The organism is Anaerolineae bacterium (assembly GCA_025062375.1).
Classification (GTDB): domain Bacteria; phylum Chloroflexota; class Anaerolineae; order SpSt-600; family SpSt-600; genus SpSt-600.
Genome location: JANXAG010000002.1, coordinates 107,049 through 134,016 on the forward strand (window position 1 = coordinate 107,049; position 26,968 = coordinate 134,016).

The 26,968-nt window shown below is 51.0% G+C and carries 24 protein-coding genes and 1 tRNA gene; 20 read left to right on the forward strand and 5 right to left on the reverse strand.

Features of this window, described 5'->3' with window-relative positions; all coding sequences use genetic code 11:
- The first annotated feature begins 309 nt into the window (after positions 1 to 309).
- Positions 310 to 537, forward strand: coding sequence for a hypothetical protein (locus NZ653_01320; GenBank protein MCS7285769.1), 228 nt, complete (start codon positions 310 to 312; stop codon positions 535 to 537).
- A gap of 194 nt (positions 538 to 731) precedes the next feature.
- On the opposite strand, the gene NZ653_01325 is transcribed toward NZ653_01320, so the two are convergent.
- Positions 732 to 908 (reverse strand): hypothetical protein, encoded by a 177-nt coding sequence (locus NZ653_01325; protein ID MCS7285770.1) that lies wholly within the window; start codon positions 906 to 908, stop codon positions 732 to 734.
- A gap of 86 nt (positions 909 to 994) precedes the next feature.
- Between NZ653_01325 and NZ653_01330 the strand changes: the two genes are divergently transcribed.
- From NZ653_01330 to NZ653_01365, 8 genes are read left to right on the forward strand one after another with little or no spacing between them, the layout of a single operon-like run.
- Positions 995 to 1,690, forward strand: coding sequence for a hypothetical protein (locus NZ653_01330; protein MCS7285771.1), 696 nt, complete (start codon positions 995 to 997; stop codon positions 1,688 to 1,690).
- A gap of 12 nt (positions 1,691 to 1,702) precedes the next feature.
- Positions 1,703 to 2,377 (forward strand): CpsD/CapB family tyrosine-protein kinase, encoded by a 675-nt coding sequence (locus NZ653_01335; GenBank protein ID MCS7285772.1) that lies wholly within the window; start codon positions 1,703 to 1,705, stop codon positions 2,375 to 2,377.
- A complete protein-coding gene (locus NZ653_01340) occupies positions 2,367 to 3,110 on the forward strand; it encodes a capsular biosynthesis protein (protein MCS7285773.1) in 744 nt (247 codons plus the stop codon). Before NZ653_01335 ends, NZ653_01340 begins: the two co-directional genes overlap by 11 nt.
- A 24-nt stretch (positions 3,111 to 3,134) precedes the next feature.
- Positions 3,135 to 3,242 (forward strand): AURKAIP1/COX24 domain-containing protein, encoded by a 108-nt coding sequence (locus NZ653_01345; protein MCS7285774.1) that lies wholly within the window; start codon positions 3,135 to 3,137, stop codon positions 3,240 to 3,242.
- Between the two features lie 5 nt (positions 3,243 to 3,247).
- The gene (locus NZ653_01350) at positions 3,248 to 4,324 is read left to right on the forward strand and encodes a glucose-1-phosphate thymidylyltransferase (GenBank protein MCS7285775.1); all 1,077 of its coding nucleotides are present in this window, start codon (positions 3,248 to 3,250) and stop codon (positions 4,322 to 4,324) included.
- Positions 4,324 to 5,229, forward strand: a complete 906-nt coding sequence (sppA, locus tag NZ653_01355; GenBank protein ID MCS7285776.1) for a signal peptide peptidase SppA — start codon at positions 4,324 to 4,326, stop codon at positions 5,227 to 5,229. The genes NZ653_01350 and sppA overlap by 1 nt, the downstream gene beginning before the upstream one ends.
- A 3-nt stretch (positions 5,230 to 5,232) precedes the next feature.
- Positions 5,233 to 6,162 (forward strand): carbohydrate kinase family protein, encoded by a 930-nt coding sequence (locus tag NZ653_01360; GenBank protein MCS7285777.1) that lies wholly within the window; start codon positions 5,233 to 5,235, stop codon positions 6,160 to 6,162.
- Positions 6,143 to 7,072, forward strand: coding sequence for a pseudouridine-5'-phosphate glycosidase (locus tag NZ653_01365; GenBank protein ID MCS7285778.1), 930 nt, complete (start codon positions 6,143 to 6,145; stop codon positions 7,070 to 7,072). Before NZ653_01360 ends, NZ653_01365 begins: the two co-directional genes overlap by 20 nt.
- On the opposite strand, the gene NZ653_01370 is transcribed toward NZ653_01365, so the two are convergent.
- Positions 7,069 to 7,509, reverse strand: coding sequence for a hypothetical protein (locus tag NZ653_01370; protein ID MCS7285779.1), 441 nt, complete (start codon positions 7,507 to 7,509; stop codon positions 7,069 to 7,071). The two genes, NZ653_01365 and NZ653_01370, sit on opposite strands and share 4 nt — an antisense overlap.
- A gap of 352 nt (positions 7,510 to 7,861) precedes the next feature.
- Between NZ653_01370 and NZ653_01375 the strand changes: the two genes are divergently transcribed.
- Together NZ653_01375 and thiD are read left to right on the forward strand one after the other, a co-directional pair.
- On the forward strand, positions 7,862 to 10,240 hold the full coding sequence (locus NZ653_01375) for an AAA family ATPase (GenBank protein MCS7285780.1): 2,379 nt from the start codon (positions 7,862 to 7,864) through the stop codon (positions 10,238 to 10,240).
- Positions 10,237 to 11,049, forward strand: a complete 813-nt coding sequence (gene thiD, locus NZ653_01380; protein ID MCS7285781.1) for a bifunctional hydroxymethylpyrimidine kinase/phosphomethylpyrimidine kinase — start codon at positions 10,237 to 10,239, stop codon at positions 11,047 to 11,049. The genes NZ653_01375 and thiD overlap by 4 nt, the downstream gene beginning before the upstream one ends.
- Before the next feature lie 2 nt (positions 11,050 to 11,051).
- On the opposite strand, the gene NZ653_01385 is transcribed toward thiD, so the two are convergent.
- Positions 11,052 to 12,599, reverse strand: a complete 1,548-nt coding sequence (locus tag NZ653_01385) for a G5 domain-containing protein (protein MCS7285782.1) — start codon at positions 12,597 to 12,599, stop codon at positions 11,052 to 11,054.
- A gap of 308 nt (positions 12,600 to 12,907) precedes the next feature.
- Between NZ653_01385 and NZ653_01390 the strand changes: the two genes are divergently transcribed.
- The 9 genes from NZ653_01390 (at position 12,908) to NZ653_01430 (ending at position 23,497) form a co-directional block, all read left to right on the forward strand.
- Complete coding sequence (locus tag NZ653_01390; protein ID MCS7285783.1) at positions 12,908 to 13,903, forward strand: hypothetical protein; 996 nt, start codon at positions 12,908 to 12,910, stop codon at positions 13,901 to 13,903.
- Positions 13,904 to 13,918: 15 nt separating this feature from the next.
- Entirely contained in the window at positions 13,919 to 14,140 is a 222-nt protein-coding gene (gene secG / locus NZ653_01395; protein MCS7285784.1) for a preprotein translocase subunit SecG, read from the forward strand.
- 40 nt (positions 14,141 to 14,180) lie between these two features.
- Positions 14,181 to 15,848: an ABC transporter substrate-binding protein gene (locus tag NZ653_01400; protein ID MCS7285785.1), complete on the forward strand. Its 1,668-nt coding sequence runs from the start codon at positions 14,181 to 14,183 to the stop codon at positions 15,846 to 15,848.
- A gap of 7 nt (positions 15,849 to 15,855) precedes the next feature.
- Positions 15,856 to 16,317 carry a hypothetical protein gene (locus tag NZ653_01405; protein MCS7285786.1) on the forward strand — a complete coding sequence of 154 codons (462 nt, stop codon included), beginning with the start codon at positions 15,856 to 15,858 and terminating at the stop codon, positions 16,315 to 16,317.
- 49 nt (positions 16,318 to 16,366) lie between these two features.
- Positions 16,367 to 16,454 (forward strand) — tRNA-Ser (locus tag NZ653_01410).
- 73 nt (positions 16,455 to 16,527) lie between these two features.
- Entirely contained in the window at positions 16,528 to 17,832 is a 1,305-nt protein-coding gene (gene rnc / locus NZ653_01415) for a ribonuclease III (protein MCS7285787.1), read from the forward strand.
- Positions 17,813 to 21,145, forward strand: a complete 3,333-nt coding sequence (locus NZ653_01420) for an AAA family ATPase (GenBank protein MCS7285788.1) — start codon at positions 17,813 to 17,815, stop codon at positions 21,143 to 21,145. Before rnc ends, NZ653_01420 begins: the two co-directional genes overlap by 20 nt.
- Positions 21,142 to 23,133 (forward strand): hypothetical protein, encoded by a 1,992-nt coding sequence (locus tag NZ653_01425; GenBank protein MCS7285789.1) that lies wholly within the window; start codon positions 21,142 to 21,144, stop codon positions 23,131 to 23,133. The genes NZ653_01420 and NZ653_01425 overlap by 4 nt, the downstream gene beginning before the upstream one ends.
- Positions 23,134 to 23,197: 64 nt before the next feature.
- Positions 23,198 to 23,497, forward strand: coding sequence for a hypothetical protein (locus tag NZ653_01430; protein MCS7285790.1), 300 nt, complete (start codon positions 23,198 to 23,200; stop codon positions 23,495 to 23,497).
- Here the strand turns inward: NZ653_01430 and rtcA are convergent.
- Positions 23,494 to 24,537, reverse strand: a complete 1,044-nt coding sequence (gene rtcA / locus NZ653_01435; GenBank protein ID MCS7285791.1) for an RNA 3'-terminal phosphate cyclase — start codon at positions 24,535 to 24,537, stop codon at positions 23,494 to 23,496. The two genes, NZ653_01430 and rtcA, sit on opposite strands and share 4 nt — an antisense overlap.
- Complete coding sequence (locus tag NZ653_01440; GenBank protein ID MCS7285792.1) at positions 24,531 to 26,756, reverse strand: YfhO family protein; 2,226 nt, start codon at positions 26,754 to 26,756, stop codon at positions 24,531 to 24,533. The genes rtcA and NZ653_01440 overlap by 7 nt, the downstream gene beginning before the upstream one ends.
- Between the last annotated feature and the right edge of the window lie 212 nt (positions 26,757 to 26,968).

Sequence of the window (26,968 nt, forward strand, 5' to 3'; positions counted from 1 at the left end):
CGATGGAATAACTGCACCTCCAAATTTTTGGTTTAAATTTTACCCCAAAAGGATCCGGGGAGCAACCTAACGTTTATATCTAAAATCTGCACTTGCCCTGCCCAGCATGAAAGGCAGTAACAGCACGACGCGTTCATCGTCAGTATGCCGAGGAGGCTTTCTCCATATAAAGTCCCAGAATTGCCAAAGCAGGCTCACCGCCTGCTCAGAGCCGGGAAATTTTTCCATGCTTTTGGCCATTAAAGCAAGGGATGTGCAAAGCCTTTTCTCCAGCCTCTACAGCCCTTGGTCTCATGGGTTATCGTTTAAATGCTCCACCCCAGCAGAGGCCAAATACCGCTGGCCGAGTTTTTCACAGCCCGTCAGGAAAGTGAGAGGTGCTTAAATCCGGAAGGTCCGGAGCAACTTTGTCCCGTTAACGCTACCTGGGCGATAAGTGCGAGTCAGGAAATGGAGCCCGTTCGCCCATTGCAAGTGGTCCTCTTGCTCAGCGCATGGGTGATTTTCTCCATCTCCAAAGCCTCTTTCTCATGCTGACGTTTGCCCTGCCCATTTGCTTTTATTGAAATAAAGTCGAACTCGTTTACAGCTCTGGTTCAGGTGTCCAGGCGTTCGTATTCCAACAGGCTGCGCATCAACTGCCGTGAAGATAATCATGTGGGCGTTGATAAAGTGCGGAGGCATTACGGATGGCGAAACATCGGCTTATCTCGCTGCCAGGGTTTAGCATTCTATGGGAAGGCGGGGGAGGGGATGTGATTTGTCTCCGGGGCAAATCGCTTGTTGGGGTTAACTTTTTGCCGGGCCAGGTGACTTGCCATCTGCAAGGTCTGGGCGACGATGGCCAGTATGCTGGGGCCACAGGTGGGGCCGCATCCATCCTGCTCTCGGGTAAAGCATGGCAACATTTTACATGATGGGACACGCCCTTTTGCCCTTTTATGTCCCCTTGTGCTATAATAATCCCTGTAAAAGTCAGGGCCGGAGGAAGGGTATGGAGCTCAGGGACTATCTGAGAGTTCTCAGAAGGCGGGGGTGGATAATACTGGTCCTTATGTTTCTCACCTCATTGAGCGCTTTCCTTTTCAGTAAATGGCAAATTCCCGAATACAAAGGCTACATCACGATTCAGTTCCGAGCTGCAAGGGCTGACTGGGGTTTAGCTAATGCCGCCAAAACCCTTCTACCGAGCTTCCGTAATTTCATCGCTAACGAAAAGACAGCCCAGCGGACTATAGAAAGGCTCCAGCTTGACCTTACCCCCCAGCAGCTTTTAAGCAAAGTCGCCACAAAAGCCGATGAAACTGATTTCACCCTCAGGCTGGAAGTTAGGGATTACGATGGCCCCCTTGCCCAGCGCATAGCTCAGACCATGGCTGAAATCTTTGTGGAAGACCAGACCGAATGGAATCAGCGTCAGGATAAGCAGGATCGGGTTGAAGCCTTTATCCTTAACAATGCCCGCTATACCCTCTATAGACCACAAACTAAAATGAATGTCCTGGCGGGAGCGGTTTTCGGTGCTCTGCTGGGGGTAATTATCATTTTCTTCCTGGAATGGCTTGAGGCCGATATCCTCTGGGCGGGAGAAGATGTGGAAAGACGCCTTGGCTTGCCAGTGCTGGGTGCGATTCCTACTTATTCTTCGGAAACCAGGCTTGCCTCCCCAAGGATAAAGCTAAGAAGGTGAAAAGGAGAGAAAATGAAGGGAAACATTTCGCCAGATCTTATTACAATCCACCACCCGCGTTCGCCCATAGCAGAAGCTTACCGTATTTTAAGGACCAATCTGGAATTTTCCGGGCTTGATAGGCCCCTCCGCATACTCCTTGTAACCTCTCCCGGTGCTGAGGAAGGGAAAAGCACTGTTTTAGCCAATTTGGGGGTGGTCATAGCTCAGGCCGGTAAAAAGGTTATTCTGGCTGATTGTGACCTTCGCCGCCCTTACCTTCACGAACTTTTTGGGCTTCCGGGAAACGTTGGCCTTACCACGATGATCGTGGATGAAGAAGCTATGAAAAACCCTCCCCTTCTGGCCACGGGTGTTGAAAATTTGTTGCTCCTCCCCAGCGGTCCCCTTCCCCCGAACCCCGCTGAGGTTTTAGCTTCCCGCAGGATGGAAGAAATCCTCAAGCGCTTGTCCGCCGAAGCTGACATGCTTCTCTTAGATGCCCCTCCCGTGATTTCCGTCACTGATGCCCTTATCTTGGCTTCAAAGTCCGATGGGGTGATTTTGGTAATAAGGGCTGGTCACACCAGAAGGGAAATGGCTGTAAGGGCTAAGGAGCTTCTGGAAAAGGTCAATGCCCGCCTTCTGGGAAGTGTCCTTACTGATGCCCCGGTGGACATGAGGCTTCAGAGATACTATGGCTCATGAAGTTAAGGGCTTTGTGGATATACACATCCACATATTACCTGGAATTGACGATGGACCTGAAGACTGGGAGGAAGCCATCCAGATGGCAAAGGCAGCCCAGGAAGACGGAATTGCGGCGGTGGTAGCTACCCCCCATAACATTGGATTTGGGCAGGAATTAAACCGCAACCAGATCCTCTTGCTGGTGGAGGAATTAAAGGGTAAACTCTTAAAGGAAGGCGTGGCGCTCCAGATTTTCCCGGGTATAGAGGTATTGCTGGTGCCTGAAGTTTTGCTCCTTCTCGAAGAAGGAAAAGCGTTCACCTTAAACGGAAGCCGTTACATTCTGGTGGAACTGCCCTACGCCTTTTACCCGGTATATTCGGAATATGCACTTTTCAAACTGCTGGAGCGTGGTTACAGACCTATCCTTGCGCATCCTGAGCGTTACGCGTATTTCCAGAGCCGCCCTGAGCTTCTTAAGCCTCTGGTAAAAATGGGCGTGCTTGTCCAGCTTACTTCCAGCAGTATAACAGGAGAATTGGGAGGCAGGGCAAAGGAAACTTCGCGTTTTTTTCTGCAGGAAGGAATGGCTCATATAATAGCTACCGATGCGCACTCGCCCAGATGGCGAAAACCTACCATGCGCGAAGCTTTTGAGGAGGTTTCCTGCGTCCTGGGGCAGGAAAAGGCTATGGAAATGTTTTTCTTCAACCCGAAAGCCATCCTTGAGGACGAAGAGATTAAAATATGATCTGGAAAGGAGGTGAAAAAGGACATGGGATCCGTTCTGAAGTGGCGCCGGCGCAAGATAGCACGGCATAAGTACAAAAAGCGCCTCAAAAAGACCCGCTGGCAGCGCAGAATGCAGAAGATCGGAGGATAAAAACCATGAAAGCACTTGTCCTGAGCGGAGGCAAAGGCACAAGGCTCCGGCCCATAACTTACACCAGTGCCAAACAGCTGGTGCCGGTGGCTAATCGTCCTGTTCTATTTCGGGTGTTGGATACTATAACAGCAGCCGGCATCAAAGACATAGGCATAGTGGTAGGAGATACAGCTGAAGAGGTAATGAAAGCTGTGGGAGATGGTTCAGCCTGGAACGCCAGCATCACTTACATAAAGCAGGAAGCTCCTCTGGGTCTTGCTCATGCTGTCAAAATTTCCAAAAATTACCTGGGCGACAGCCCTTTCGTCATGTTCCTGGGGGATAACGTTATTCAGGGGGGGATAAAGCACTTAGTGGAAGAATTCAGCCAGGGCTACTGGAATGCTCAGATAGTGCTAAAGGAGGTGGAAAATCCCTCCCAATTCGGAGTGGCTGAGCTCAAGGACGGAAGGGTGGTAAAGCTGGTGGAAAAACCCAAATCCCCTCCCTCTAACCTCGCTCTTGTAGGCATTTACATGTTTGACCATCACATCTTTGAAGCGGTAGAAGCAATAAAGCCCTCCTGGCGAGGGGAACTGGAAATAACAGATGCAATTCAATACCTTATAGACAAAGGTTACAAAGTTTACCCCTACATCCACAAAGGCTGGTGGATAGACACCGGTAAAATGGAGGACCTTCTGGAGGCCAACCGGCTTCTCCTGGACGAAATAAATTCCTCCATAGAAGGAGAAATAAAAGGCGATTCATCGGTTACAGGGAGGGTGGTAATTGAGGTGGGAGCTGAGATTATAAACAGCAACATAAGGGGGCCTGTAGCCATAGGCAAGAACACCCGCATTGAAAACGCTTACATCGGCCCCTATACCTCCATCTACCACGATTGTTTGATCCGGAACTGCGAAATTGAACACTGTATAGTTATGGAAGGCACAAGGATAGAAGATATACCGTTCCGGCTGGAAGACAGCCTTATAGGAAGGTATGTGGAGATAAAAGCTTCCAACGCTAAACCCAAAGCTTACCGGATGATGCTGGGGGACCACAGTAGAGTAAGTTTAGCCCGGGAGAATTTTTAATGAAGCGCACAAAAATTTTATGGATTACCCTTTTACTGGGTCTTTCGGTTCTGGCAATCCTGTGCTGCGGAGGAAGCCTTCTGGCCTTCGGCCGAACGAGAGGATCCCCCCAAGCTTTAACATTTCTTGGTCCTGAGGGGGTGGCATTAATAGAAGTGAAAGGGGTGGTAACTACTGATTCCTATAGTTCCCCTTTCGTCATTGCCAGCCGCACTCTGGTGGAAACCCTGCGCTCAGCTGATGAGAACCCTCGGGTAGCTGCTATCTTGCTTTATGTTAATAGCCCTGGTGGGGATGCAGTGGCCAGCGATGAAGTTTATAGGGCTTTGAAGGCCTTAAAGAAACCCACAGTGGCTTATCTTGGAGATATAGCTGCTTCGGGTGCTTATTACATCGCCTGTGGAGCCGATAAGATAGTAGCCCATCCGGCGACCCTCACTGGTTCCATAGGGGTTATTGTAGAGATGCCCAACGCCCAAAAGTTTATGGAAAGACTTGGCCTGGAAGTAGTAGTAATAAAAAGCGGACCCCACAAAGACGTAGGTAACTTTTACCGGAGCCTCACGGAAGAAGAAAAAGCTTACTGGCAGGAGCTTGTGAATAGAGTGCACGAGATGTTTTTGGAGGTGATAGTCAGGGAACGAGGCCTTCCTGAGGAAAAATTAAAGCCCATTGCTGACGGCAGGCTTATCCTGGGGGAAGATGCCTTAAAATTCGGCCTTGTGGATAAACTGGGAAGCTTTGACGATGCCCTGAGGCTGGCTGGGGAATTAGGAGGTATTGAAGGGGAGCCGCGGATTATCCGATACAGGATCGCGCCAAGCTTTATTGAAAGCCTTTTATACGAAATCCGGAACCTCTTGCCTGTAACGCCGTTCCCTCGGCTTATGTTCGTTTATAAATAAACCATGAAGGAAAATCCGGAAGTAGTAGTCATAGGGGCAGCGGCTTTAGATACTAAAGGGATGGCCAGTTCCATCCCGGTTTATGGTATGGCTGTCCCTGGGAAAGTCAAAATAAGCCCTGGTGGGGTAGCCAGAAACATAGCCGAAAACCTCGCTCGTCTGGGAGTTCATTCCACTCTCCTCACCGTGGTCGGGAATGACCCCGCTGGCAAACAGATTTTAGAGCAGGCAAAGGAAAGTGGAATTGATGTTTCCCGCATAGAAGTGATTAAAGGTGAACGCACTGCTTCTTATCTTGCCATTTTGGACCAGAGCGGATCTCCATTGGCTTCGGTTTACGATATGAAAATAATGCAACACTTGACTCCTCAGTATATTCAGAAGAACCGCCGGATAATAAGCAAAGCCAGCATGGTAATAATCGACGCCAACATTCCCCCTGAAAGCATAGAAACCATAGTTTCCATAACATCAAAGCACTCTATCCCCCTTTGCGCTGATCCTACCTCTTCGGATCTGGCGGAAAAGCTCATCCCCTTCTTAAAGGATTTCTACCTTCTGACCCCTAACGAGGCCGAGGCAGAAATCCTTTCGGGCAAAAGGGTTTATGATAGGGATAGTGCCATCTTAGCCGCCAAGGAATTGGTGTCAAAAGGGGTTAAAATTGCCGTCATAACCATGGCGGAAATGGGTGTTTGTTATTCCACTCCTTCCACAAGCGGCCACGTGCCTGCAATTAGAGTAGAGGTGGTGGATTTCACCGGAGCAGGAGATGCTCTGACAGCAGGGACGGTTTTCGGGCTGCTCAATGATTTTTCGGTCGATGAAGCTATACGTATAGGAGTAGCTGCTGCTACCCTCACCCTACGCTGTGAAGAGACCGTTTGTCCTGATATCTCCCTGGAGAAAGTTTATGAAGGCCTTATCATTTGAAATCGCAATCCCTCCAGAAGCAGTCTCAAGTCCCCTTCCCAAGGTGGCTTTGGAGTCGGTGGTAATAACCTTTGGCCTCCCATACCCTCATAACCTTGAAGTGGCTCTGGGGATGGAGAGGGCTATCCACGAAGAGGGAGCCATACCTCTAACGGTAGCGGTTATAGGAGGAAAGATCAAAGCAGGGCTGAGCAGGGAAGAGATAGAGTTCTTAGCGAGGGCGGAAGGAATTCGTAAAGTATCAAGGCGGGAGATACCTTTTGTGGTCGCTTCAGGAGGCAATGGGGCAACCACTGTATCGGGAACGGTTTTTGTAGCAGGGAAAATAGGCGTCAGGATCGTGGCTACTGGAGGTCTTGGTGGTGTTCACAGAGGCTCAGCCTTTGACATATCAGCCGATTTACCTACCGTAGCTGAAACCCCTGTAGCGATAGTCTGCTCTGGAGCTAAATCTATTCTGGATCTGGAAGCAACACTGGAGTGGTTGGAAACGTGGGGCGTGCCGGTCATAGGTTTTGGGACACAGGAATTCCCTGCTTTCTACACCTCTATCTCAGGCCTTCCACTGGAGTACTCGGCTTCATCGGTGGAGGAAGCAGCCAGATTCCTCAGAGCTCACTGGGCTCTGCGCCCCGAGTGTGGAGCCATAGTGGCAGTTCCAGTCCCTCGGGATAAAGAAATTGATAGGCGGGAACTTGAGGAAATAGTGGAAAAAGCTCAAAGAGAAGCGGAGGAAAGGGGGATAAAAGGCAAAAGTTTAACCCCATTTCTCCTTCAGCGTCTGGCAGAATTGAGTGAGGGTAAAACTCTTGAGGCTAACAAAGCTTTGCTTCTGAACAACGCTAAAGTAGCCGCTCAGTTAGCCAGAGCTTTGACGGAATCATCCTTTCAAGGTAGACAAACTGCTTAACGGAATAAAATTGCAACGATAACGGTTATCCAAGTAGTTACTTGAAGGCCTATAAGCCAGAGAAATTTAGTGGAAAATTCGCGCCTTATAGCCTCTATCCTGGCCTCAAGTTCTCTCCTCATGTTTTCTATTTTGCCTTCAAGGTCCTGCCTGGTGGCCGCGAGCTCTTTCCTGAGGTCTTCTATCTTGCCTTCAAGATCATGTCTAGTGGCTGCAAGCTCCCCCCTGAGGTTTTCCATTTTGCCTTCAAGGTCTTGCCTGGTGGTATTAAGCTCATGCCTTGTCGTGTCGATTTTGGAATCCAGACTTTGCCAGTGGCGGTCAATCTTATCGTCCAGTAAAGAAAGTCTTAAATTTATAGCTTCAAAAAGCCTCGATTGTTCCTCAATTCTTCCTTCAACTCTGGCGATTCTCTGTTCTATGGCTACTTCAACCATTTCGGTCCTCCTGCCATGTTGGTTTAAGTTTAGCTGAGTTTCTCTGAAAGGGCAAGTTTGGCTTAACTTTACCCATATCTTTAGAGTGCCTGGACAAACTCAGCCTGAAAGCCATCCGGCGGTTGGTAAATATCCAATGTTCTGGGCAAGAGGCAAGGGTTGAAGAGTGAGCGGGATAGGCTCTATTTGGTTTTGAGGGGGTTATATAGCCACCCTGGCGTTCTCCAGGTTATGGATGCCTTCTAAGTTGAAGGCAAAGTCAAGCTATAATCCTGGCGCAAGAGCTTTGTTTGCGCTGCAGTTTAAAGTGCGCCATAATAAAATTGAAAATTTCCAGGGAGGTTTGGAAACGATGGAGAAGCTTGGACCAGAGAAGCTCCGTAAAATTTGCCCCATTGAGGCCATCCCTTGCGCTACTTCTTTAGAATTAGAGCCACCTGCAGAGATAATTGGTCAGGAAAGGGCGGTCAGGGCTCTCAATTTTGGCTTGGAAATGGATAAGAGGGGGTTTAATATCTTCGTGGCGGGGCTACCTGGCACAGGACGTATGACGGCTGTTCTGAGTTTTCTGGAAAAGCTGGCAGCTCAAAAGCCAGTCCCGCCCGATTGGTGCTATGTTTACAACTTCAAAGACCCTTACAGGCCGCGCGCCTTGCGTCTTCCACCGGGGAAGGGTCAGCTTTTCAAAAGGCAGGTTCGGGAATTTATTGAAGCTGCGCGCCGTGAAATTCCCACAGCCTTTGAAAGTGAGGATTACGCAGCCCGCCGCGAGGCTCTGGAAGTTGAATTTAACACTCGCCGCCAGGAACTCTTTAACCTTCTGGGCCGTAAAGCCCGTGAGCAGGGCTTTCTACTCCAATCTTCTCCAGCCGGGATTTTCATAATACCCACCAAAGAAGGGCAGCCCCTCAGCCAGGAAGCTTTTGAAAGCCTGCCCGAAGAGGAAAAATTTCAGATTGTTCAGAGAAAAAGCGCTGTAGAGGCAGAGCTGAGAGAGGCTTTCCGAGAGCTGCGGCGCATGGAGAGAGAGTTTCAGGACCGCCTTAAAGAGCTGGATAAGTCCGTAGTAGGAAACATTATCAGCCGCTACCTGGAGGAACTGCTTGAAACCTACCAGGATTATCCAGGCGTGAGAGAATATCTGGAAGAAGTCCGGAACGATATTCACGAAAACATTGAACAATTCCGCCAGCCTCAGGAAAAGGTTCCGCCTGAAGTGAGGGAAAGGATATGGCGCCGTTATGAGGTTAACGTCTTAGTGGATAACAGCGAACTCAAGGGAGCTCCGGTGGTCACGGAACTGAACCCCACGTACACTAACCTTATAGGGCGAATTGAGAAGGAAGCCGTCTTCGGTGCTCTTATGACCGATTTCACCCTCATAAAAGCTGGTGCTTTGCATAAAGCTAACGGGGGTTATCTTGTAATCCAGGCGGAGGATCTCCTCCGCAATCCTTTCGCCTGGGAAGGCCTCAAGCTCGCTCTGGCCAATGGCAAAGTCATAGTGGAAGAGGTGGGGGAGAAATTGGGCTTTATAACCACCCGGGGCCTTCAGCCTGAACCTATCCCGCTGGATGTAAAAGTGGTCCTTATCGGTACTCCTTACCTTTACTATTTGCTTTACAGTCTGGATGAGCAGTTTAAGGAGCTTTTTAAGGTTAAAGCGGACTTTGATACCAGAATGGACCGCGATGGCAATAACATCCGGGCTTATTGCTCCTTTATCTGCGGGGTGGTCCAGAGGGAAAATCTTCTTCCCTTTGACGCCTCGGGTATGGCCAAGATTGTGGAATTCGGTTCAAGGTTGGCTGGGGATCAGGATAAACTGTCCACTCGTTTCGCAGAGATTGCCGATATAATTCGGGAAGCGCACTTTTGGGCCGAAAAAGACAGCTCCTCTTTTGTTAAGGCCGAGCATGTCCAGAAGGCTCTGGATGAAAGGGTGTATCGTTCCAACCTTATACAGGAGCGAATACAGGAAATGATTGAGAAGGGGGTGATTCTAATTGACACCGAAGGGGAAAAGGTTGGGCAGGTGAATGGCCTATCAGTGGTTAACCTCGGAGATTTCGCCTTCGGAAGGCCAACCCGAATAACAGCTTCTATCGGGGTCGGAAAAGAAGGGATTGTGGACATCGAAAGAGAAACCAAACTCGGAGGTCCCATTCACACCAAAGGGGTTTTGATTCTGACAGGCTATTTATTGAACAAGTACGCTCAGGATAAGCCCCTTACTCTGGCAGCTCGGCTGGTTTTTGAGCAGAGTTATGAAGGGGTTGAAGGGGATAGCGCTTCCGCAGCCGAGGTTTTTGCCCTCCTTTCAGCTCTCTCGGGGCTGCCCATTAAGCAGGGAATAGCTGTAACCGGTTCTCTTAATCAGAAAGGCGAGATTCAGGCTATAGGTGGGGTTAACGAAAAGATAGAGGGTTTTTTCGAGGTTTGCAAAGCGAAAGGCTTGAACGGTCAGCAAGGGGTTGTAATACCCAAGGCCAACGTCAGCAATTTGATGCTTAAAGAGGAGGTAATAGAAGCGGTCAAAGAGGGCAAATTCCACATCTGGGCCATTGAGACAGTGGATGAAGGAATTGAGATCCTTACAGGAGTGAAGGCCGGAGAGAGGCGAGAGGACGGGACTTTTGAAGAAAACACTGTGAATTACCTGGTGGATAAAAGGCTCAGAGAGCTTTCCAAACGCCTTGAAACTAGAGAAGAAAAGGAGGGCGAAAAATGAAGAGGGCTCTGACTATCGCAGGCTCTGATTCTGGAGGAGGGGCTGGCATCCAGGCTGACCTTAAAACTTTTTCAGCGCTGGGTGTCTACGGGATGAGCGTCCTTACAGCTCTTACTGCTCAGAACACCCTGGGAGTTCAGGCTGTCTTTGAGCTTCCACCCTCTTTTGTAGCCCAACAAATAGATTCAGTAGTCACGGACATCGGGGTTGACGCCGTAAAGACAGGAATGCTTGCTAATTCTGATATAATCCACGTGGTTGCTGAGAAGGTTAAGGAGTACCGTTTGCCCAACTTGGTAGTAGACCCCGTAATGCGGGCTAAAAGCGGGGATCCCCTTCTCAGGCCTGAAGCTCAGGAAGCCCTTGTTAAAGAGCTACTGCCGCTTGCCATGGTGGTTACCCCTAACCTCCCGGAGGCTGAAGCCCTGGTGGGTTTTCCGGTAAGAACTCTTGAAGATATGCGACGGGCGGCTATAGCTATCCATGAAATGGGACCAGCATGGGTGGTAGTGAAGGGTGGCCACCTGGAAGGGGATATAAGCGTTGATGTCCTTTACAATGGCAAGGATTGGTGGGAATTCACTGCACCCCATATCAACACCCGTAACACTCATGGTACAGGCTGCACTTTCGCCTCGGCTATTGCAGCCTGGCTCGCTCGCGGTGCCGATGTTCCGGAGGCAGTTCGGCTGGCCAAAGAATATTTAACGGAAGCCCTTAAGGCCGGAGCCAGGTTGAGCCTAGGAAAAGGCCATGGCCCTGTCCACCATTTTGCCCTTCTCTACCGGAAAATGGGCTGGGAAGAATAAGCCTACTTTGCCCAGCGGGGATTGAAGCTGTTGCCGTCGCCGGTGAGCTGGAAAAACTGCCTTTTTCCCACGTCCACCAGGTAAAGATTGCCCTGATAACTTGCCACGAATTGGGGACTATAAGGGGACCAGGCTACCTGAGAAGGGTCCTGAAGGCCGGGCTCAAGAGGCGGAGGAAAAACAACCCGACGGTTTGAACCGTCGCGGTCAGCCAGGTAAAGCTTGTAAAGGGAGGACCTGGAATAAAAGGGCTCATTTGCCTGACCGTAGAGAATAAAGTCCTTTCCGGCGTATGAAGGTGACCAATGAGGGCTGGACCACATCCCTGTATTTTCAGCCCAGCGTATTTTAATTTGCCCATCCAGGCTTAGCACCCAGACATCGAAGAGGGGGCTTTCTTGAGGCTGCTCCCCGCTTACAGGAGGACCATGCACTACTGTTACGATGAAATCTCCTTCGGGGGAAGGGGATAGGGTTGGGACCCAAACCCATTCTCCGTAAGTGTAGTAAGGTGCAAAGGAAATCAAGGGGGTTATAACACCCTTTTCACCATCCAGCACCCCAATGCTTTCCGCTGTAGCCCAGGCGAAAAGGTTTTTGCCCGGTATCCACCGGAAGTTTACCCCCCACCATCCATACGGAATGCTCTCCCAGGCTGTAATTACGGGAGTAGCCTTTATGGATTCAAAGGGTCGCCAAGTGGCGATCCACAGGTTGTTGTGGGCTTTCCAGCCTGGGGAGCCAGCGGTTTTTTCCCCCGTAGAATAAGCAAAACGATAAATTCCATTTGCGCCTGTTGCTGGTTCCCATTCAGCATACAGAATTCCTTCCAGTCCAAGAGGTCTTGGTTCTTCGCCTGCTATGGTAGCAGTGACAACCCACAAGGAATTCAGCTTATTGCCCTCTTCCCGCCGAGTGAAAAGCAAATACTTGCCGTCGGGCGAAAGCTCAAAAACCCTCCCGTCCAGGTCTCCCCAGGTAGTAATGGGGCGTCGGGAATTGCTGGAAAATCTCATGAGCCAGGCATTCCCACCAGATATATATGCTATGGTGCCACTTACAGGCACTGAGGAGAGGAGCTTTTCCACCCCGACGACTATCACTTCATCTTGAGCTGGGGTTATAACTCTAGTGGAAGCTATATCCCTAGCTTTTTCCACTCCATTTTCAAGCGTTACCCGGTAGATGATTTCTTCTTCTCCACTGATCCCTGGTTGCACCAGCTTTCTCTCACCCGGAGTTAAAGCTTCACTGCGGATAACGCGGGATTCAAAGGGTATCGGGCGCCGGATGCTTTCCAGTTTGTATTCAACTCTAATCACCCGGATATGAGTGCCTGGGCCAACCTCAACCCACAGGTCTGGCTCAACTTTATCGTAGGGGCCAAGTTTAACTCCAGCCTCGGCCAATACTTCTCTAACGTTAGTGCCCCGGGCAGAAAAGGAGTAAATTTTGCCGTCTACTTCCAAGGTAACTGGAGTTTGTGCAGGGGTGGAACACCCCCATACCAAAAGGAAAAGCCCCACCACCAGGAAGATCCCCTGTCTCACTTCAGCCTCACCCCAGCCTTTTCCTAACTTATACCACACCTGTGCGGTCCTTTCAAACTTAACACACTAACATCTCTTTGGCTGGCGAATTCTGAAAACTGAAGCCCCAGGTCTCCCTTCTGTGACACATGCGGCTGGCGGGCTTTGAAAAGAGATGAGGATTTAATGAGGAGGTGACTTGCTGGTTAACCTTAATTTTGCCTTTGGCTACGGGTTGCTCCGTTCTGTGGGAGCACTTGAACTATCCAGCGCATTTTGACTTCTACCGGGTAAGGTTTATAATTAGGCCAAACTTCAAGGAGGGACAAATGTTTAAGGCTAAAAATCTTTTGCTGGTAGTGGCGGTATTGGCTTTGGCCATAGCTGCTTGCAGGCCTGGCCCTGCCGCTACCCCCGAACCATCACTGCCGCTTAAAGAGACCCCTCAATTTACCCCCACGCCTACCCCTACTGAGGAGCCTCTCGAGGTGGAAAATTTCTACCATGGCCTGGAAAAATTCTCTAGCTACCGGATCCACTGGTATGTTACCTTTGATGGTAAGGATAGCTCCGGTAGCCCCGTAAAGTGGGAAACGCACTGGCTTGAGGAATATACGGCTAATCCACCGGCGCGTCGCCTTACCTTTAAGAGCTCAGAGGTAAAGGGAACTTTGGTCGTTGTGCAATTGAAGGATAAAACTTACTACATAGCGGAAGGAAACTGTTTCACAACCGCTACCGCTGAAACCGACTTTTTATCGCGTTTCACTCCTGAATTTGGCATTTCGGGGGGAACTTTCGTTGGCTATGAGACCGTGGCGGGTGTAAGGGCTAAACGTTACACTTTTGACGAAAAGGCCTTTACCTGGGGAGGCTTCGTTAAAGTCAGGGGAGAAGTCTGGGTTGCCCCCGAAGGTTACGTCCTTAAGGAGACCCTGGAGGCTTCCGGAAGAGACGTGTTCTACGAAAAAGGCGAGGGAACTTTAAGGTGGACATGGGAGGTTACAGACCTCAATTCGCCGTTTACCATTGAAGTGCCTCCAGAGTGCGCTCAGTTGCAGCCCGAAGATATCCCTATTCTGGCCGACGCCTCCGATATGATGACTATGGAGGGGTTTATCTCTTACAAGAGCGCTGCATCTTTCCAGGAGGCTGTAAAATTCTACAAAGAGAAAATGCCCGCTAACGGCTGGGCTCCAGCTGAAGGCTCACTGGAAATGGAAAACATGGTTATGCTTAATTTTGAAAAAGGAGACCGAACAGCTTCCGTGACCATCCACGCTGAAGAGGAAGGGGTAAGCGTCATGATAACCTTTAGGCAATAAGGAGGGTGCAGCAAAATGAGAACTTACTTCTACCTCATCCAGATAATAATCTCCCTCGCTCTTATAGTAGTTATACTCCTGGGGAGCAAGGGGGGAGGATTGAGCTCTATCTTCGGCGGCGAAGGTGGGATATACAGAACCCGGCGTGGTGTGGAGAAAGTTCTTTTCCAGGCAGCCATCGTCCTATCGGCTCTCTTCCTCCTTGTCTCCCTCCTAAGCGTTATCCTTTTCCAGTGAAAAATTCTGCACCGCAGTTCTCATATTGCTGAGGACAGCATTGGTTCGCTTTATCCGGTGGCAATTTCTTGTCTTATTCACTGCTCTTGCCCTCCTGGGGGGTATTCTTTCCTACGGGGCAATTCAGTATAGCACTGTAATCGTTCCAGCGCCAGGTGGAAGATATATAGAGGGGGTGGCAGGCAACCCGCGCTTTCTGAACCCTCTTTTCAGCCAATTTAACGAGCTGGACCAAGATATTTGCTCCCTCATTTTCAACGGGTTGATTGCCTTGGACGATCAAGGCAAGCCTATCCCTGCCCTTGCCGAACGATGGGAAATCTCACCCGATGGTCTCACTTATACATTCCATCTGCGCCGTAATATACGCTGGCACGATGGCACTCCGTTTACCGCTGAAGACGTCCTTTTCACCGTCAGAGCTCTGGCTTCACCGGAGTTCCCGGGTCTTCCTTCCCTCCAAGAATTCTGGAAAAACGTGGAAGCTTCAAGCGATGACCCTTATACTGTCCGTTTTACCCTTAAAGAGCCCTTTGCCCCATTCCTCACTTATGCCTCAATAGGCATTATACCAGCTCACCTCTGGTCCCGAATCCCCTATTCTTTGATGGTTCAATCGCGTTTCAACCTTGAGCCTACGGGCACGGGCCCTTATCGGCTAAAGGAGATGGATGCTACTCGCCTTGTGCTGGAGGCAAACCCTGATTTCTATGGCCCGAAGCCCTACCTTACCGAAATAGAGTTTCGTTTCTACCCCGATTACGAAAGCGCCTTCGAGGCTCTCAAATTGGGAGAAGTTATGGGGGTGGCACGCATACCTTACCAGCTTGTCCCGGAAGCAGCCACCATGAAAGATCTGGCCGTATATTCGGGCATTGTTGCTGGATACACAATGGTGCTCCTGAATTTTGATAACCCCAACACTCCTTTCTTCAAGGAAAGGGAAGTTCGCCAGGCCCTCAGCCATGCTATAGATCGCAAAGCGATAATAAGGGAAGTTCTCAAGGGCTACGGGGTAGAAGCTCACAGTCCTATCTGGCCCAGCTCCTGGGCTTACAATCCCGAGGTCAAGTCTTACCCTTACGATCTGGAAAAAGCTTCAGCTCTTCTGGAAAAAGCGGGCTGGGAAGATACCGATGGGGATAAGATCCGGGATAAAGCAGGTAAAAAGTTGAGCTTTATCCTTCTCGCAAGCAGCTCTCCGGAGAATGCGAGGTTGGCTTATCTCCTGGCTGATGAGTGGAGAAAAATTGGAGTAGAGGCAATCCCGCAGGTTTTTGATTATCCCAGTCTGGTGCGGGATTTCCTTTACCCTCGCAATTTTGAGGCAGCCATAGTGCGTTGGGAATTCGGCCCCGACCCCGATCTTTACCCTTTGTGGCATTCAAGCCAGAAGAAAGAAGGGCAGAACTTCAGCGGGTATTCTTCCCCTAAATTTGACGCCCTGCTGGAGGAGGCTCGCCTTACCCCTGACTTATCCTCTCGCCGGGATTTATACTTCCAATTTCAGGCGCTTTTTGCAGAGGAAGTGCCGGCCTTTATCCTCTATTACCCCCTTTACCTTTTCGGGGCTAGGAAGGAGCTCAAGGGGGTGCAGCTGGGCCCTGTGTTTTCTTCAGCCGATAGGTTTCGCACTCTGAACAGGTGGTACATAAACACCAGAAGGGTTCTGGTTTCACAGGCCGAAAGGGAAGGCTTTTACCCCTGAGGAAAGAATGCAGGAATTCTGGGGCAGGTTCTTCCAGAGAGGAATAAAGATAAATGTGGGCTGGATTATTGGTCTCATATTCGTGGGATGGGTGGTTACTGCCTTCTATATTACTGTAACGGAGGCTCTGGAGACGGCGGAAGCAAGGGTTTATTTAACCTCAGCCCTTCATGAGAGGGATCAGCAGCTTGAGTTGAGGGAGGAACTGAAAGCTAAGGCTAGAGCTCTGGGGATTGAAAGTTCCACTGCTTCCGGTGAAGTGCTGGCTCCTTCTCGCGAGGCTTACCTCAAAGAATTCTGGCGGATGCAGCGCCTTGTTCGGCCTGGGGAATCCATTTCTTCGTATCCGCTTGCGCCTGAAAGCTTCCCTCCTCGTTTCGAGCCATCTCCTCCTTCTGAAAACCCCTTTTCCTCTCCCCTGGAAGCCTGGAAAGCTTTACTGGGGTTTATCCGAAGCCCTGAGCCTTAGTTTCCGTCCAGCTTGCGATGGTGAACTGGGTTTGCTATAATAATTCAGTGGAGGGATCGCCTAGAGGCCGAGGGCGCGCGTCTCGAAAACGCGTAGGGGTTTGAAGCCCCTCGTGGGTTCGAATCCCACTCCCTCCGCCTTAATGATTTCTATGGCAGGGGCCCTCCCTCATCGGTTGCTTTGAGGGATGTGCCCTCAATTTTTTGGAGCATGAAAGAACTCCCCTCTATAAATTTTGCTGAGCTGGAAGAAAAATTAGGCATTAACTTCACCGATAAGGCCCTGCTCTTGCAGGCCCTTGTCCATACTTCTTACGTTAACGAAAACCCCTCTTTCCCCCTGAACGATAACGAACGTCTGGAATTCCTGGGTGATGCAGTCCTGGATTTCGTAGTGGGGGATTACCTCTATCACCGCTTTCCCGAAATGAGGGAAGGGGAGCTCACCTGGCTCAGGGCTTCTCTGGTGAAAGGGGAAACTCTGGCCCAGTTTGCCCGGAAGATATCCTTGGGAAGATACCTGCTTCTGGGGAGAGGGGAAGAGGAATCAGGCGGCAGGGAGCGCAGTTCTATCTTGGGAAGCGCCTTTGAAGCTTTAATCGGGGCAATTTACCTGGATAAAGATCTGGACGCAGTAAAAACATTTCTCGAGCCCTTCATAGAGCCAGAACTGGACCAGCTCTTTCTGGAAACCATCGGGATGGATCCCAAGAGCAGGTTGCAGGAGTTCATCCAGGAGTGGCTTGGAGTAACCCCCTCTTACCGAACCCTTGAAGAAAGGGGCCCTGAACATGCCAGGACCTTCGTAGTGGGGGTTTTCCTGGGAGAAAAGCTGTGGGGGAAAGGGGAAGGGTCCAGTAAGCAGCAGGCTTCCGTGGAGGCGGCCAGGATTGCTCTGGAAACCCTCCAGAAAATTTCGGAAAAAGACCTTTCCTGGAAGCTGCCCCGGCGGATAAGGCTTTCACTACTGCAGCTTTTGCCTTTCCTGGAGAAGTTGCACCGGTGGGCACTGGCCGGAAGCGTTGCTCTAGCCCTTTATGGCTTACCTCTAACCCCTCATGATATTGACCTGGTCACTGATCGAAGGGGGGCCAGAGCTTTAAGCTCAAACCTTGGGGAGTTTACCCTTTCTCCCCTCAGGTGGAAGGAAAACGAACATTTTGCCTCTCTTTTGGCCCAATTCAAAGTTGAAGGGGTCAGGGTGGAAGTAATCGGCGACTTAAAAGTTAAGGGTGAAAAAAGTTTAATTTCTTTCAATTTATGGCCTCACGTGCGCGTACTTCCCTTTGTCTGGGGAAAGGTAAACGTTGTTCCGCTGGAGTGGCAACTTGTAGTTAACATAGTTGCCGGCAAGGGGGAAAAGGCAGAGATGATAGCGCGTCATCTCCGGAGTGAAGGATACGATGAAGCTCTCCTTGGGAAGATCCTCCGCAGTCGTGCCGTCACCAGGGCTGTAAGGGAAGAAGTGCGGAGCCTTCTCAGCAAGGATAGAATCTATGCGCCTCAAGAACCTTGAACTTTACGGGTTTAAATCTTTTGCCACCAAAACCCTGATCGCTTTTGATAAAGGTATCACTGCCATAATAGGGCCTAACGGGAGCGGCAAATCCAACCTAGCCGATGCCATTCGGTGGGCTCTGGGGGAGCAGAGCTTCCGAAGCCTCAGAGCGCGCTCCACAGAGGACATAATCTTTGCAGGAAGCTCCAGACGTCCCCAGATGGGGGTGGCTCAGGTTTCTTTAACCCTCGATAATGCCGAGGGCTCTTTCCCACTGGATTTTTCTGAGATAACCATAACCCGCAGAGCTTATCGGTCCGGTGAAAACGAGTATTTGCTCAACGGTCAAAGGGTGCGCCTGAAGGATGTGGAAGAGCTCCTGGCAGCAGCGGGCTTCCACCATTTAACTCACACTTTTGTAGGTCAGGGCCTCGTGGATGCAGCTTTATTGCTTAAGCCGCAGGAAAGGAGAGCGCTTCTGGAGGAAGTTTCAGGAATAGCTATTTATAGGGGGAAGCGAGAAGAAGCTCTTCGCAAACTGGAGGAAGCTGAAGCAAACCTGGTACGTCTCAAAGACATCCTGGCTGAAATATCGCCCCGCCTTGAGAAGTTGAGAGAGCAGAGCCTTAAGGCTCAGGAGTACATGGCTCTTTCCGGGGAATTGAACCATCTCCTCAGAATCTGGTATGGGCACAAACTTCACCTTCAGGCTGAAGCCTTCCGGGAGGCTGCCCGGGAAGAGCAGAGAATCCTCAAGCTTGTTGAAGAAGCTCGCCTGAACCTGGAAAAGCACCACCGCGATTTGGAAGAAATCCGCCTTAAGCGCCGGCGATTGCAGGAAGAGCTCTCCCTCTTGCGCCGCAGGGCTCTGGAAGAAGAAAGAGCCTTTCAGGAAGCCCAGCGCAACATAGCCGTATTGGAAGAGAGGATAAGGCATCTTACCCGCCAGAAAGAGGAGTTAGAAGGAGAACTGCGAGGGCGAGAAAAGCATTACCTGGAGGTAGAAGAAGCCAGGAGAAAATTGGAGGAAGCTCGCAAAAATTGGGAAAGATCCCCTCAGCGCAAGGCGGCCGAGTTGAAGAGAAGGGAAACGGAAATCCTGGATAGACTTGAGAAAGTGCGCCGTAAAATATCCGAACTTGAAGGAGAAATAGCATCCGCTCAGAGAGAAAAGGAGAGACTTTCGGAGGTGCTGACTTCGGTAGAAAAAGAGCTGGCCTCTCTTGCGCAGGAGAAGGGTAAAAAGGTTGGTGAGATAAAGGAGCGGGAAAAGGAAATCCTTACTGCCGTCAAGAAGGTTGAGGCTGAGCTTTTCGGCCTTCAGGGTGAATTAAGTCGCTTTCAGGGCAAAGAAGAAGCACTCCTCGCCCGTTTTAAGGTTCTGGAAAATTCCCTCAAAGTTTCGCCTCCCGGCAATTTCCGTGGCCCACTGATCGACTTACTTAAAGTTCCTCACGGCCTGGAAAAAGCGCTGGAGGCTGCTTTATCTCCTTTACAGGAAGGATGGGTAGCTTATTCTATTCAGGAAGCCGGCGAAGTTTTAGCCTCTTTTCCGGAAGATAAACGCTATGTCTTGCTTCTTCTTACGCCCCTGCAGGAAATTTCCCCCCTTACGCTTCCCAGAACCGATGGGGTTATAGGATTGGCTTCGGAGCTGGTGAAGGCTCCGGATTATCTCCTACCCCTGGTGGGGGTGCTATTGGGGCGGACCCTGGTGGTGAGGGATATGGATTCTGCCCTCAGGGCTCTCGAGGAGCTATCGGAGGAGAAATTCCCATACCAGGTGGTTACTCTAAAGGGGGAAAAATTGCACAGCTTTGGAGCCATGGAAAAGATAAAGGGGGGGAGGTCCAGCCTCTTGGCCGAGAAAGAAACGGTGGAAGCTGAGCTGCGCCTTATCCAGAAGAAAAAGGAAGATTTGAATTTGAGGGCTAAGGCGCTGGAAAAGTCTCTGCAGGAAGCGAAGGAAGAATTGCGAAGGGTTTCCCGGGAGAAAGACCGTTTGGAGGCTTCGCTGAGCGAGCGGGAGAAGGAGTTGGAGCTTCGCAGGCATAAAATCCAGGGGGAACTGCAGTGGTATGAACGCCAGCTCAGCAAGCTTGAAAGGGAGAAAATGTCCCTCCTGCTGGAAGAGGGGAGGGCTTCCAGGGAGCTGGGGGTAATCCAGCAAGCCCTTGAGGAGTTAGGTGGAGAACCAGGGTTTACCTTTGTGGATCCCCAGGTTTGGGAAGAGAGGAAGGCTTCTCTGGAGAAAGATCTGCAAAGGGCCAGGAGCGAACTGCAAGTTCTGCGTCATAAGGTTGCATCAACTGCGCGGGAGCTGGAGAAAAGCCTTCTAAGTCTTCAGGAAAGCATCGGAATCCTTGAAGGGAAAAAGCCGGCTCTGGATGAGCTCATGCAGAGGGTAGAGGCTCTGGAGGGGGAAGCAGAAGAACTGGGGGCAAAGGAACAGGAAGCTTTGAAGAAAAGGGAAGAAGCCCAGAGGAGCCTGAACCATTGTGAGTTGCTCCTTCAGCAGGCGAGGCTGGCTGTGGAAAAAGCCCGGGAGGAGATGAATTCCCTGCGCCATCGCCTCCAGGAGGATTTAGGTCTTGTGGAGGCCCAGGACCCTCAACGCCTCTTGCCTTTGGGGGATCTGATCCGCACTCTTCCCCGGGTAGCTGTTAGTCCCCCAGGACTTGAGGAAGAAATCAAGCGCCTTAAAGGCCGGCTGAAGCGTCTTGGTCCTGTTAACCTGGAAGCTCCTGAAGAGTTCAGGGCGTTAGAGGAGCGCCACCGTTTCCTCACCTCCCAGATAGCTGATCTGGAGGAAACGGCTTCCCGCCTTAAGGGCCTGATAAAGGAGCTGGACAGGGAGATGGAAAGACGCTTCACTGAGGTATTCCGGGCTGTGAACGAGGCCTTCAACCTCTATTTCCAGGAACTTTTTTCTGGTGGGAGAGCTCGCCTTATCCTTACCGGTTCCAGTCACCGGGAAGAAGCCGGCGTTGAAATAGAGGCCGCCCCTCCGGGCAAAAAACTCAAAGAGCTGGCGATGCTCTCGGGCGGAGAGCGAGCTCTTACAGCCGTGGCTTTCCTCTTTGCTATCCTCAAAGTTAGGCCTGTGCCTTTCTGCGTTCTGGATGAGGTGGATGCCATGCTGGATGAGGCAAACATCGGGCGTTTCTGCCTGGCCCTTAAGGACTTATCCCGCCAGATTCAGTTCATTGTCATAACTCACAACCGGGCCACCGTAGAAATTTCCGACGTAATATGGGGGGTAACTATGAATGACGATGGCATTTCACAGGTTTTTTCCATGAAGCTTGAAGAGGCGATAGCAGGCTTATGAAGTGGAACTTAATTGTACTGGGGGCTTATCTGGCTTTAACATTGCTTGTGCTCTGGCCTCTTCCGCTGCTCTTCACCAGGGTTATTCCGGGCGATGGGTTTGATGGGTGGCAGAATTACTGGAACCTTTGGTGGATTTCAAAAGCCCTCTTGGAAGAGCATAGTTCTCCTTTCTTCACCCATTACCTTTATTATCCGACGGGCGTGAGCCTCCTTTTCCACACCCTCAATCTGCCCAACGGCCTTCTGGCCATGCCGCTGCAGGTCCTCTTTGGCACCACAGTGGCTTACAACTTCATAGTCTTTATCTCTTCTTTCCTTTCCGGATACGGAGCTTTTCTCCTGGCTCTGGAAATTACCCGGGCCCGCTGGGCAGCCTTTATCGCCGGCCTCATCTATGCTTTCTCTCCATTTCGTTCCGCTCACCTTCTGGGTCACATGCAGGTTTTTTCCACCGAATGGGTTCCCTTTTTTATCCTTTTTCTATTTCGGGCCAAACGTGGGGGGTCTTCTCTGCTTCCTGCCGTTTTCCTGGTTTTATCCTCTCTCACCGACTGGTATCAGAGCGTATACCTGGCCCTTTTTACCGCCCTTTACCTGGGTTGGCTTGCCTGGAAGAAAAGCCTCACGTTGAGGGTTCTCCTGAAGGTTGGGGCAATTTGGTCGCTGGGAGTCCTTGCCCTTTCCCCGCTTCTTATTCCCATGTTGTGGGAGATGCTTCACTATCGATACATGTTTGCCCCTCCCTGGGAGCCCATTCTCTTTTCAGCTGATTTGCTGGCTTTTGTCACTCCTTCGGAATTCCACCCCCTTTGGGGGGAACTGGCCGGGAAAATCACTAAAAACTTCGTGACTCCACCTTCGGAAAGGACAGTTTTCCTGGGCTATACTTCTCTGGTCCTGGCGCTGGTAGCCTGGAGGAAGAAAGCGGAAAGCGTTTCCCTCTGGCTGATTACAGGATTTTTCTTCATGCTAATGGCTTTGGGGCCTTACCTTCGCATTTTGGGCGAGACTTTGCCCCTGCCACTGCCTTACAGTTTTCTTCGGCAAATCCCATTTATAGCCATGGCTCGCACTGTGAGCCGTTTTTCCCTTATGGTGACCTTAAGCCTGGGGGTGCTAGCAGCGCTAGGGGCAAAGGCTCTTGGCCGCCGCCTTTCCCCAACGCTGGCCTTCCTTATCCTTCTGGAGTACTGGCCAGCCCCTTATCCCTTCACCCCTCCCGACACTCCCGATTTCTACTGGAAGCTGGCGCAGGAGCCAGGAGAGTTTAACATCATCAACTTGCCGATGAACTGGGATAGACCCCATTACCTCCTTTATCAGACTGTCCACCGCAAATGGCTGGTTTCCGGATATACGAGCCGGGAGGATCCTCGTACCCTGGTGAAAAGGATGCCGGTATTACAGCATTTTCGTCACCTGAGGGAGGATATAATCAAAGTGGATCTGGCTCAGCTCACTCCTTCGGTGATGGCTTACCTTGGGGTGAAGTATGTCATTTTTGATTTTTACCAGATGGCGAGCGATGAAGAAAGGGGTAAAACCTTGGCCCTTGCCTCGGAAGCTTTCAGAGATAGCGAGCTTTTTTACAGGGACGAAAGGCTTATTGTTTACCGGGTTCTCCCTCCTGAAAAGCCTGTCCCTTTTCTCTTCCTTGGTGAAGGATGGGGGGATTTCAACGGCTCATATCGCAGCCTCAAGAAAGAAGGCTCCATTTTCCTTCATGCTCCGGGGCCTTCCGTCCTTCACCTTACGATGGAGGTGAGCTCCCCTTCCAGTGGCACGTTAAAGGTCAAAACAAGCACATCTTCTCACTCTATTGAAATTTCATCCCAGCAGCCTGTGCCCATATCTTTCGCGGTGGAAACTCAGGCGGGGGATAACAGAGTTGAATTTGAGTGGGAACCGGCCCTTAAAGGCGCTGAGCTGAGGGTCTGGCTTCTCCAGCTCACAGATTACGATTTTTCCACTCAAATTCGTCGGTAAAAGTTTGCGTCTGAAGCGATTGTATGCTATGCTTTGATTGTAAATCCTTTGAGGGGCAAATCTTATGGTCAAACTGGTCTTCAGTTGGGACATAAAGCCCGGCAGGGAGGGGGAATATTTTGATTTTGTGATGCGGGAATTTGCTCCAACCCTCATGAAGATGGGGGTCCAGATTGTGGAAGCATGGTATACCATTTTCGGGAACGGCCCTCAGATAATAACGGGGGGGCTGGTGGAAGATGTAGAGACGGCCAGAAAGCTGCTGGAAAGTCGGGAATACAAAGAGCTGAAGGAGCGCCTTGGAGAGTTTGTGACCAACTTCCAGCAGAAGATTGTGCCGGCTACAGGCCGTTTCTACATTTAAACGGTTGAAACTTTGCCTGGACCTCCCTCCTTGCCTTCCACCAGGAATTTTTTCCCCATGAATTGTTCCACAACCCATACACCTGTCAGAAGGTGCCCTGTGAGGCAAGAAGTGGTGAAAGATGTTGACCCTTGTGCCAAGGCGGCCGGAAGGATGAGCTGATCGGCCAGGTGGCGGTCAAGGGCAGTCCCGCTTTTGAAATAGTCCAGAAACTCGCGGACAGCTTCTTCGGCTACTTTTTCAGCAGGCTTGCCCCTTTCCCCGAGAGATGTAAAGCCTGCCAGGGCGTTTTCGAATTCGGCTATCAAAATTAAACATGAGCCCGTGCCAGGGGAGGGAGCTTTCACTACTTCAACGCTGGCTTCAAAGCCGTGACGGCGCAGAAGCTCTAAAGCTCGTTCCTTCTGCCTCTGGCCCACGTGGTCTGGAAGGTTGGAATAGGCAGAAAGCCCCCTTATGAGCTTGAGTTTACCCCGCTCGTTCAGGGTTATACCCTTTATTTGTTTCCCGCCATAAATCGTGACCTCTATTTCTCCTCCCCCCACTGGATACCATCCCCACCTTTTTATTTCGGCCCTGGCTTGGATATCCATGCGGGCTAATGTTGGAAAAAGCACTTCTTTGACATAGTGGAAAGGCGGGCTCCAGGAGACATGGGTCCCACCTTTAAGGGTGAGGTAAGAAGTTCCTCTGGCCATGGCCAGGGGCATCAGCAGGGTCTGCAGGACCAGCGTTGTAGCCCCGGCGCTTCCACCTTTTCTTGCTTCTGTTACATCAAAGAAGTATGAGCCAGGCTCAGGAGGGCGGCGAGGTCGAAAAACGAGCTCCTGCGATCCCAGCTCTGCTCCCTTAAGTTCGGCCTGGCATATCCGGGCAATGGCCATAACCCCGGTAAGGTGCTGAGCCTGAAGGCCGGGGTTAGGTCGGCCGGCTCTTATGTTCTCTACTTTTACAGGTTCCCCCAAAATGGCCGAGAGAGCCAGGGCCATCCTCAGAACCTGCCCTCCCCCTTCTCCGTAAGAGCCATCTATCACTACCATTTTCCCCTCCGCGCCTGAGCTTCCTTTCCTACTATGAAAGAGGCCACGAACATCAGAGCTCCGATGGTGAGGCCAAGACCGAGTTTGAAAGAGGTAGGGTCAAACCTGAAAACCACTTCGTGTTCTCCTCCCTCAAGTTTAACCGCCATCAGGGTGTGATAAGCCCGCAGCAAAGGAACTGGCCTGGCATTCACCCACACCCGCCAGCCGGGGTAAAAAGTCTCGCTCAGGACCAGGTATCCGCCCTTCTCCAAGACACACTTTATCTTAACAATCCCCGCACCATAATGCAAATCCGTAACAGTGTCTTTTTCTCCCGGAGTCAAAGAGGCTGTAGCTGCAGCATCACTGAGGAGGACTATACGGGGGTCAAAATCTGGAGCGGATAGTGTTTTTAATTCTTCCCCTTTAGGGACGCTTATGGCCTGATAAGCGAGCCTTACCCGCGGAAGGAAATAGGGGTTTTCCCAGAGCCTGACTTCGGGGCTTTCAGGAGAAGTCGGTTCCACGATATAGCGGACGTTAAGAAGGCCTAGGAGCTTGAGAGCCTGCTCCTGAGGTAACCTGTCCACCAGCTCCAGGAATTCTCCGTATTTCCCTACAGTGAGGGGGTCAAAGATGCCAGCATGGTATATGGCCCCTGCTATCATGTTGGTCTGGGGGATGAGGGTTTCCCGCAGTTTCATCCAGTAATCGGGGCTGGATGGGCCAAACCGATCGAAGCGGAAAAAGACTTTATATTTCAGGTGGTAATCATCCGGGCCGAAGGTATAGAGGCGAAAAAGTTCGCTCTGAAGCCGGGGGCTCAGGAATTCAGAAGTGCTGGTGGGAAGGTGGAACAGGGCGGGGTCAGTGAAAGGGTGAAAGCCCCACCCGTAAGCCAGAAGTTCTGCTTCCAGAAGGAGTAAAGAGAGGAATGGTTTACGAGGGAACAAATGCAGGGCAAACCCTGCTCCAGCCGAGGCGAGGGCGAAGATGAGCAAACTCCGGGCAAAGGATGGTTTAATTTCCGGGAGGAATTTTGCCACTATAGCGGCCACGAAAAGTCCCACTATTCCGGCCCCCACCCTCTTTAAAGTAGCCGGAGGAAAAGGTTTAGCCATCACAGCTTGGGCTCCGAAGCCTGAGAGGAGGGATGCGGCGAAGGAGTATAAAATGAGGAAGCGAGAGGGAGCCCGGAACAGGTCCAAGCCAGGAAGGTGACGGTAAAGGAAAGGGTAAAAGGGGGTGTTTTTGCCCAAGGCCAGAAGAAAAGCAAGGGCTATAATGATGAGTAAGAAGAGCTTCAGGCGTTTTTGTGAGGACTGCGACAGGGCCAGAGCCATCAGGACAAAGACTAAAACTCCGGTATAGGCGCAATCTTCCCAGTAGTTAGCATAGCCCCAGTATCCATCCTTGGCTGGATTGCCAAAGAAATCAGGCAACAAAAAGGAGATTATCTTCCAGGGCCAGAGAGAATAGGTTAGGGCGATTTCTTCGGGTATCCCGCCCTTACGCCCTGAATTAACGGCGAACTCCGCCGTGGGGATGAATTGAATCGCTGCCAGGAGGATTCCGAGCACAAGGGAGGCCAGGAAGCAGGCTGCTGGCCTGCTCCCCTTTTTCCCCACTGTTGATTCCCACAAAACCAGGAGAAGAGCGAGGAAGAGGGTGTAGGTCCAGAGCTGGGCGTGGCCTGCCAGGAATTGGGCTGCCACTATCACTCCAAGAGCAACCGTTGTCTTTGAACAGGGTTTCTGGCACAGTTTCCGGGTCAGGAGAATGGCCATGGGCAACCAGGCCAGGGTATTCACCATGGTGGGGAAGTGGAGCCTTGAAACGATGTAGCCGTTCCCCATGTAAGCGAGCCCTGCTAAGATGGCTGCCTTGTCCCTCAATCCGAAGCCGAGAGCACAAAAATACATGAAAATCCCGGCCAGTGCAAGGTGCAGGGATACATCAAGGGTTAAAGCTCTTTCCACAGGAAGGAGGAAGTAAAGGTTAAAGAGGGGGTATAAGACGGCCGTTTGATGGTTAGCCAGCAAAGGGGAACCACTTCCAGCAAAAGGGTTCCAGAAGGGCAGGGCGTTCTGGCTGAGGAGCGAAACGGCCAGATTCCGCCAGGGATAAAACTGGACAATGGGGGTTCCCCAGAAGAGGACTTTGCCCTGAAGGAAGAAGGGCCACAGAAGGAGCAGGGGGAAGGAGACAAGGAGTGCAATGGATTTCCACTTTATCATGTTTCCTCCTCTCCCAAATTTTATCCTGAATAAGCATTTTTTCAACTTCCGTGGTGGCCATCCTTCTATGGAGAGGAATGGCTTCACTCTGCCTGGAGGTAGCCCATGAAACCTACCGGGTAATTAGAGCTCTTACCCCCGTCCATTTCTTAGAGGCTTCTGGGGGCACATCCCCCAGGCCCCCTGCCATGGGGCTTCGCCCCCTGGACCCC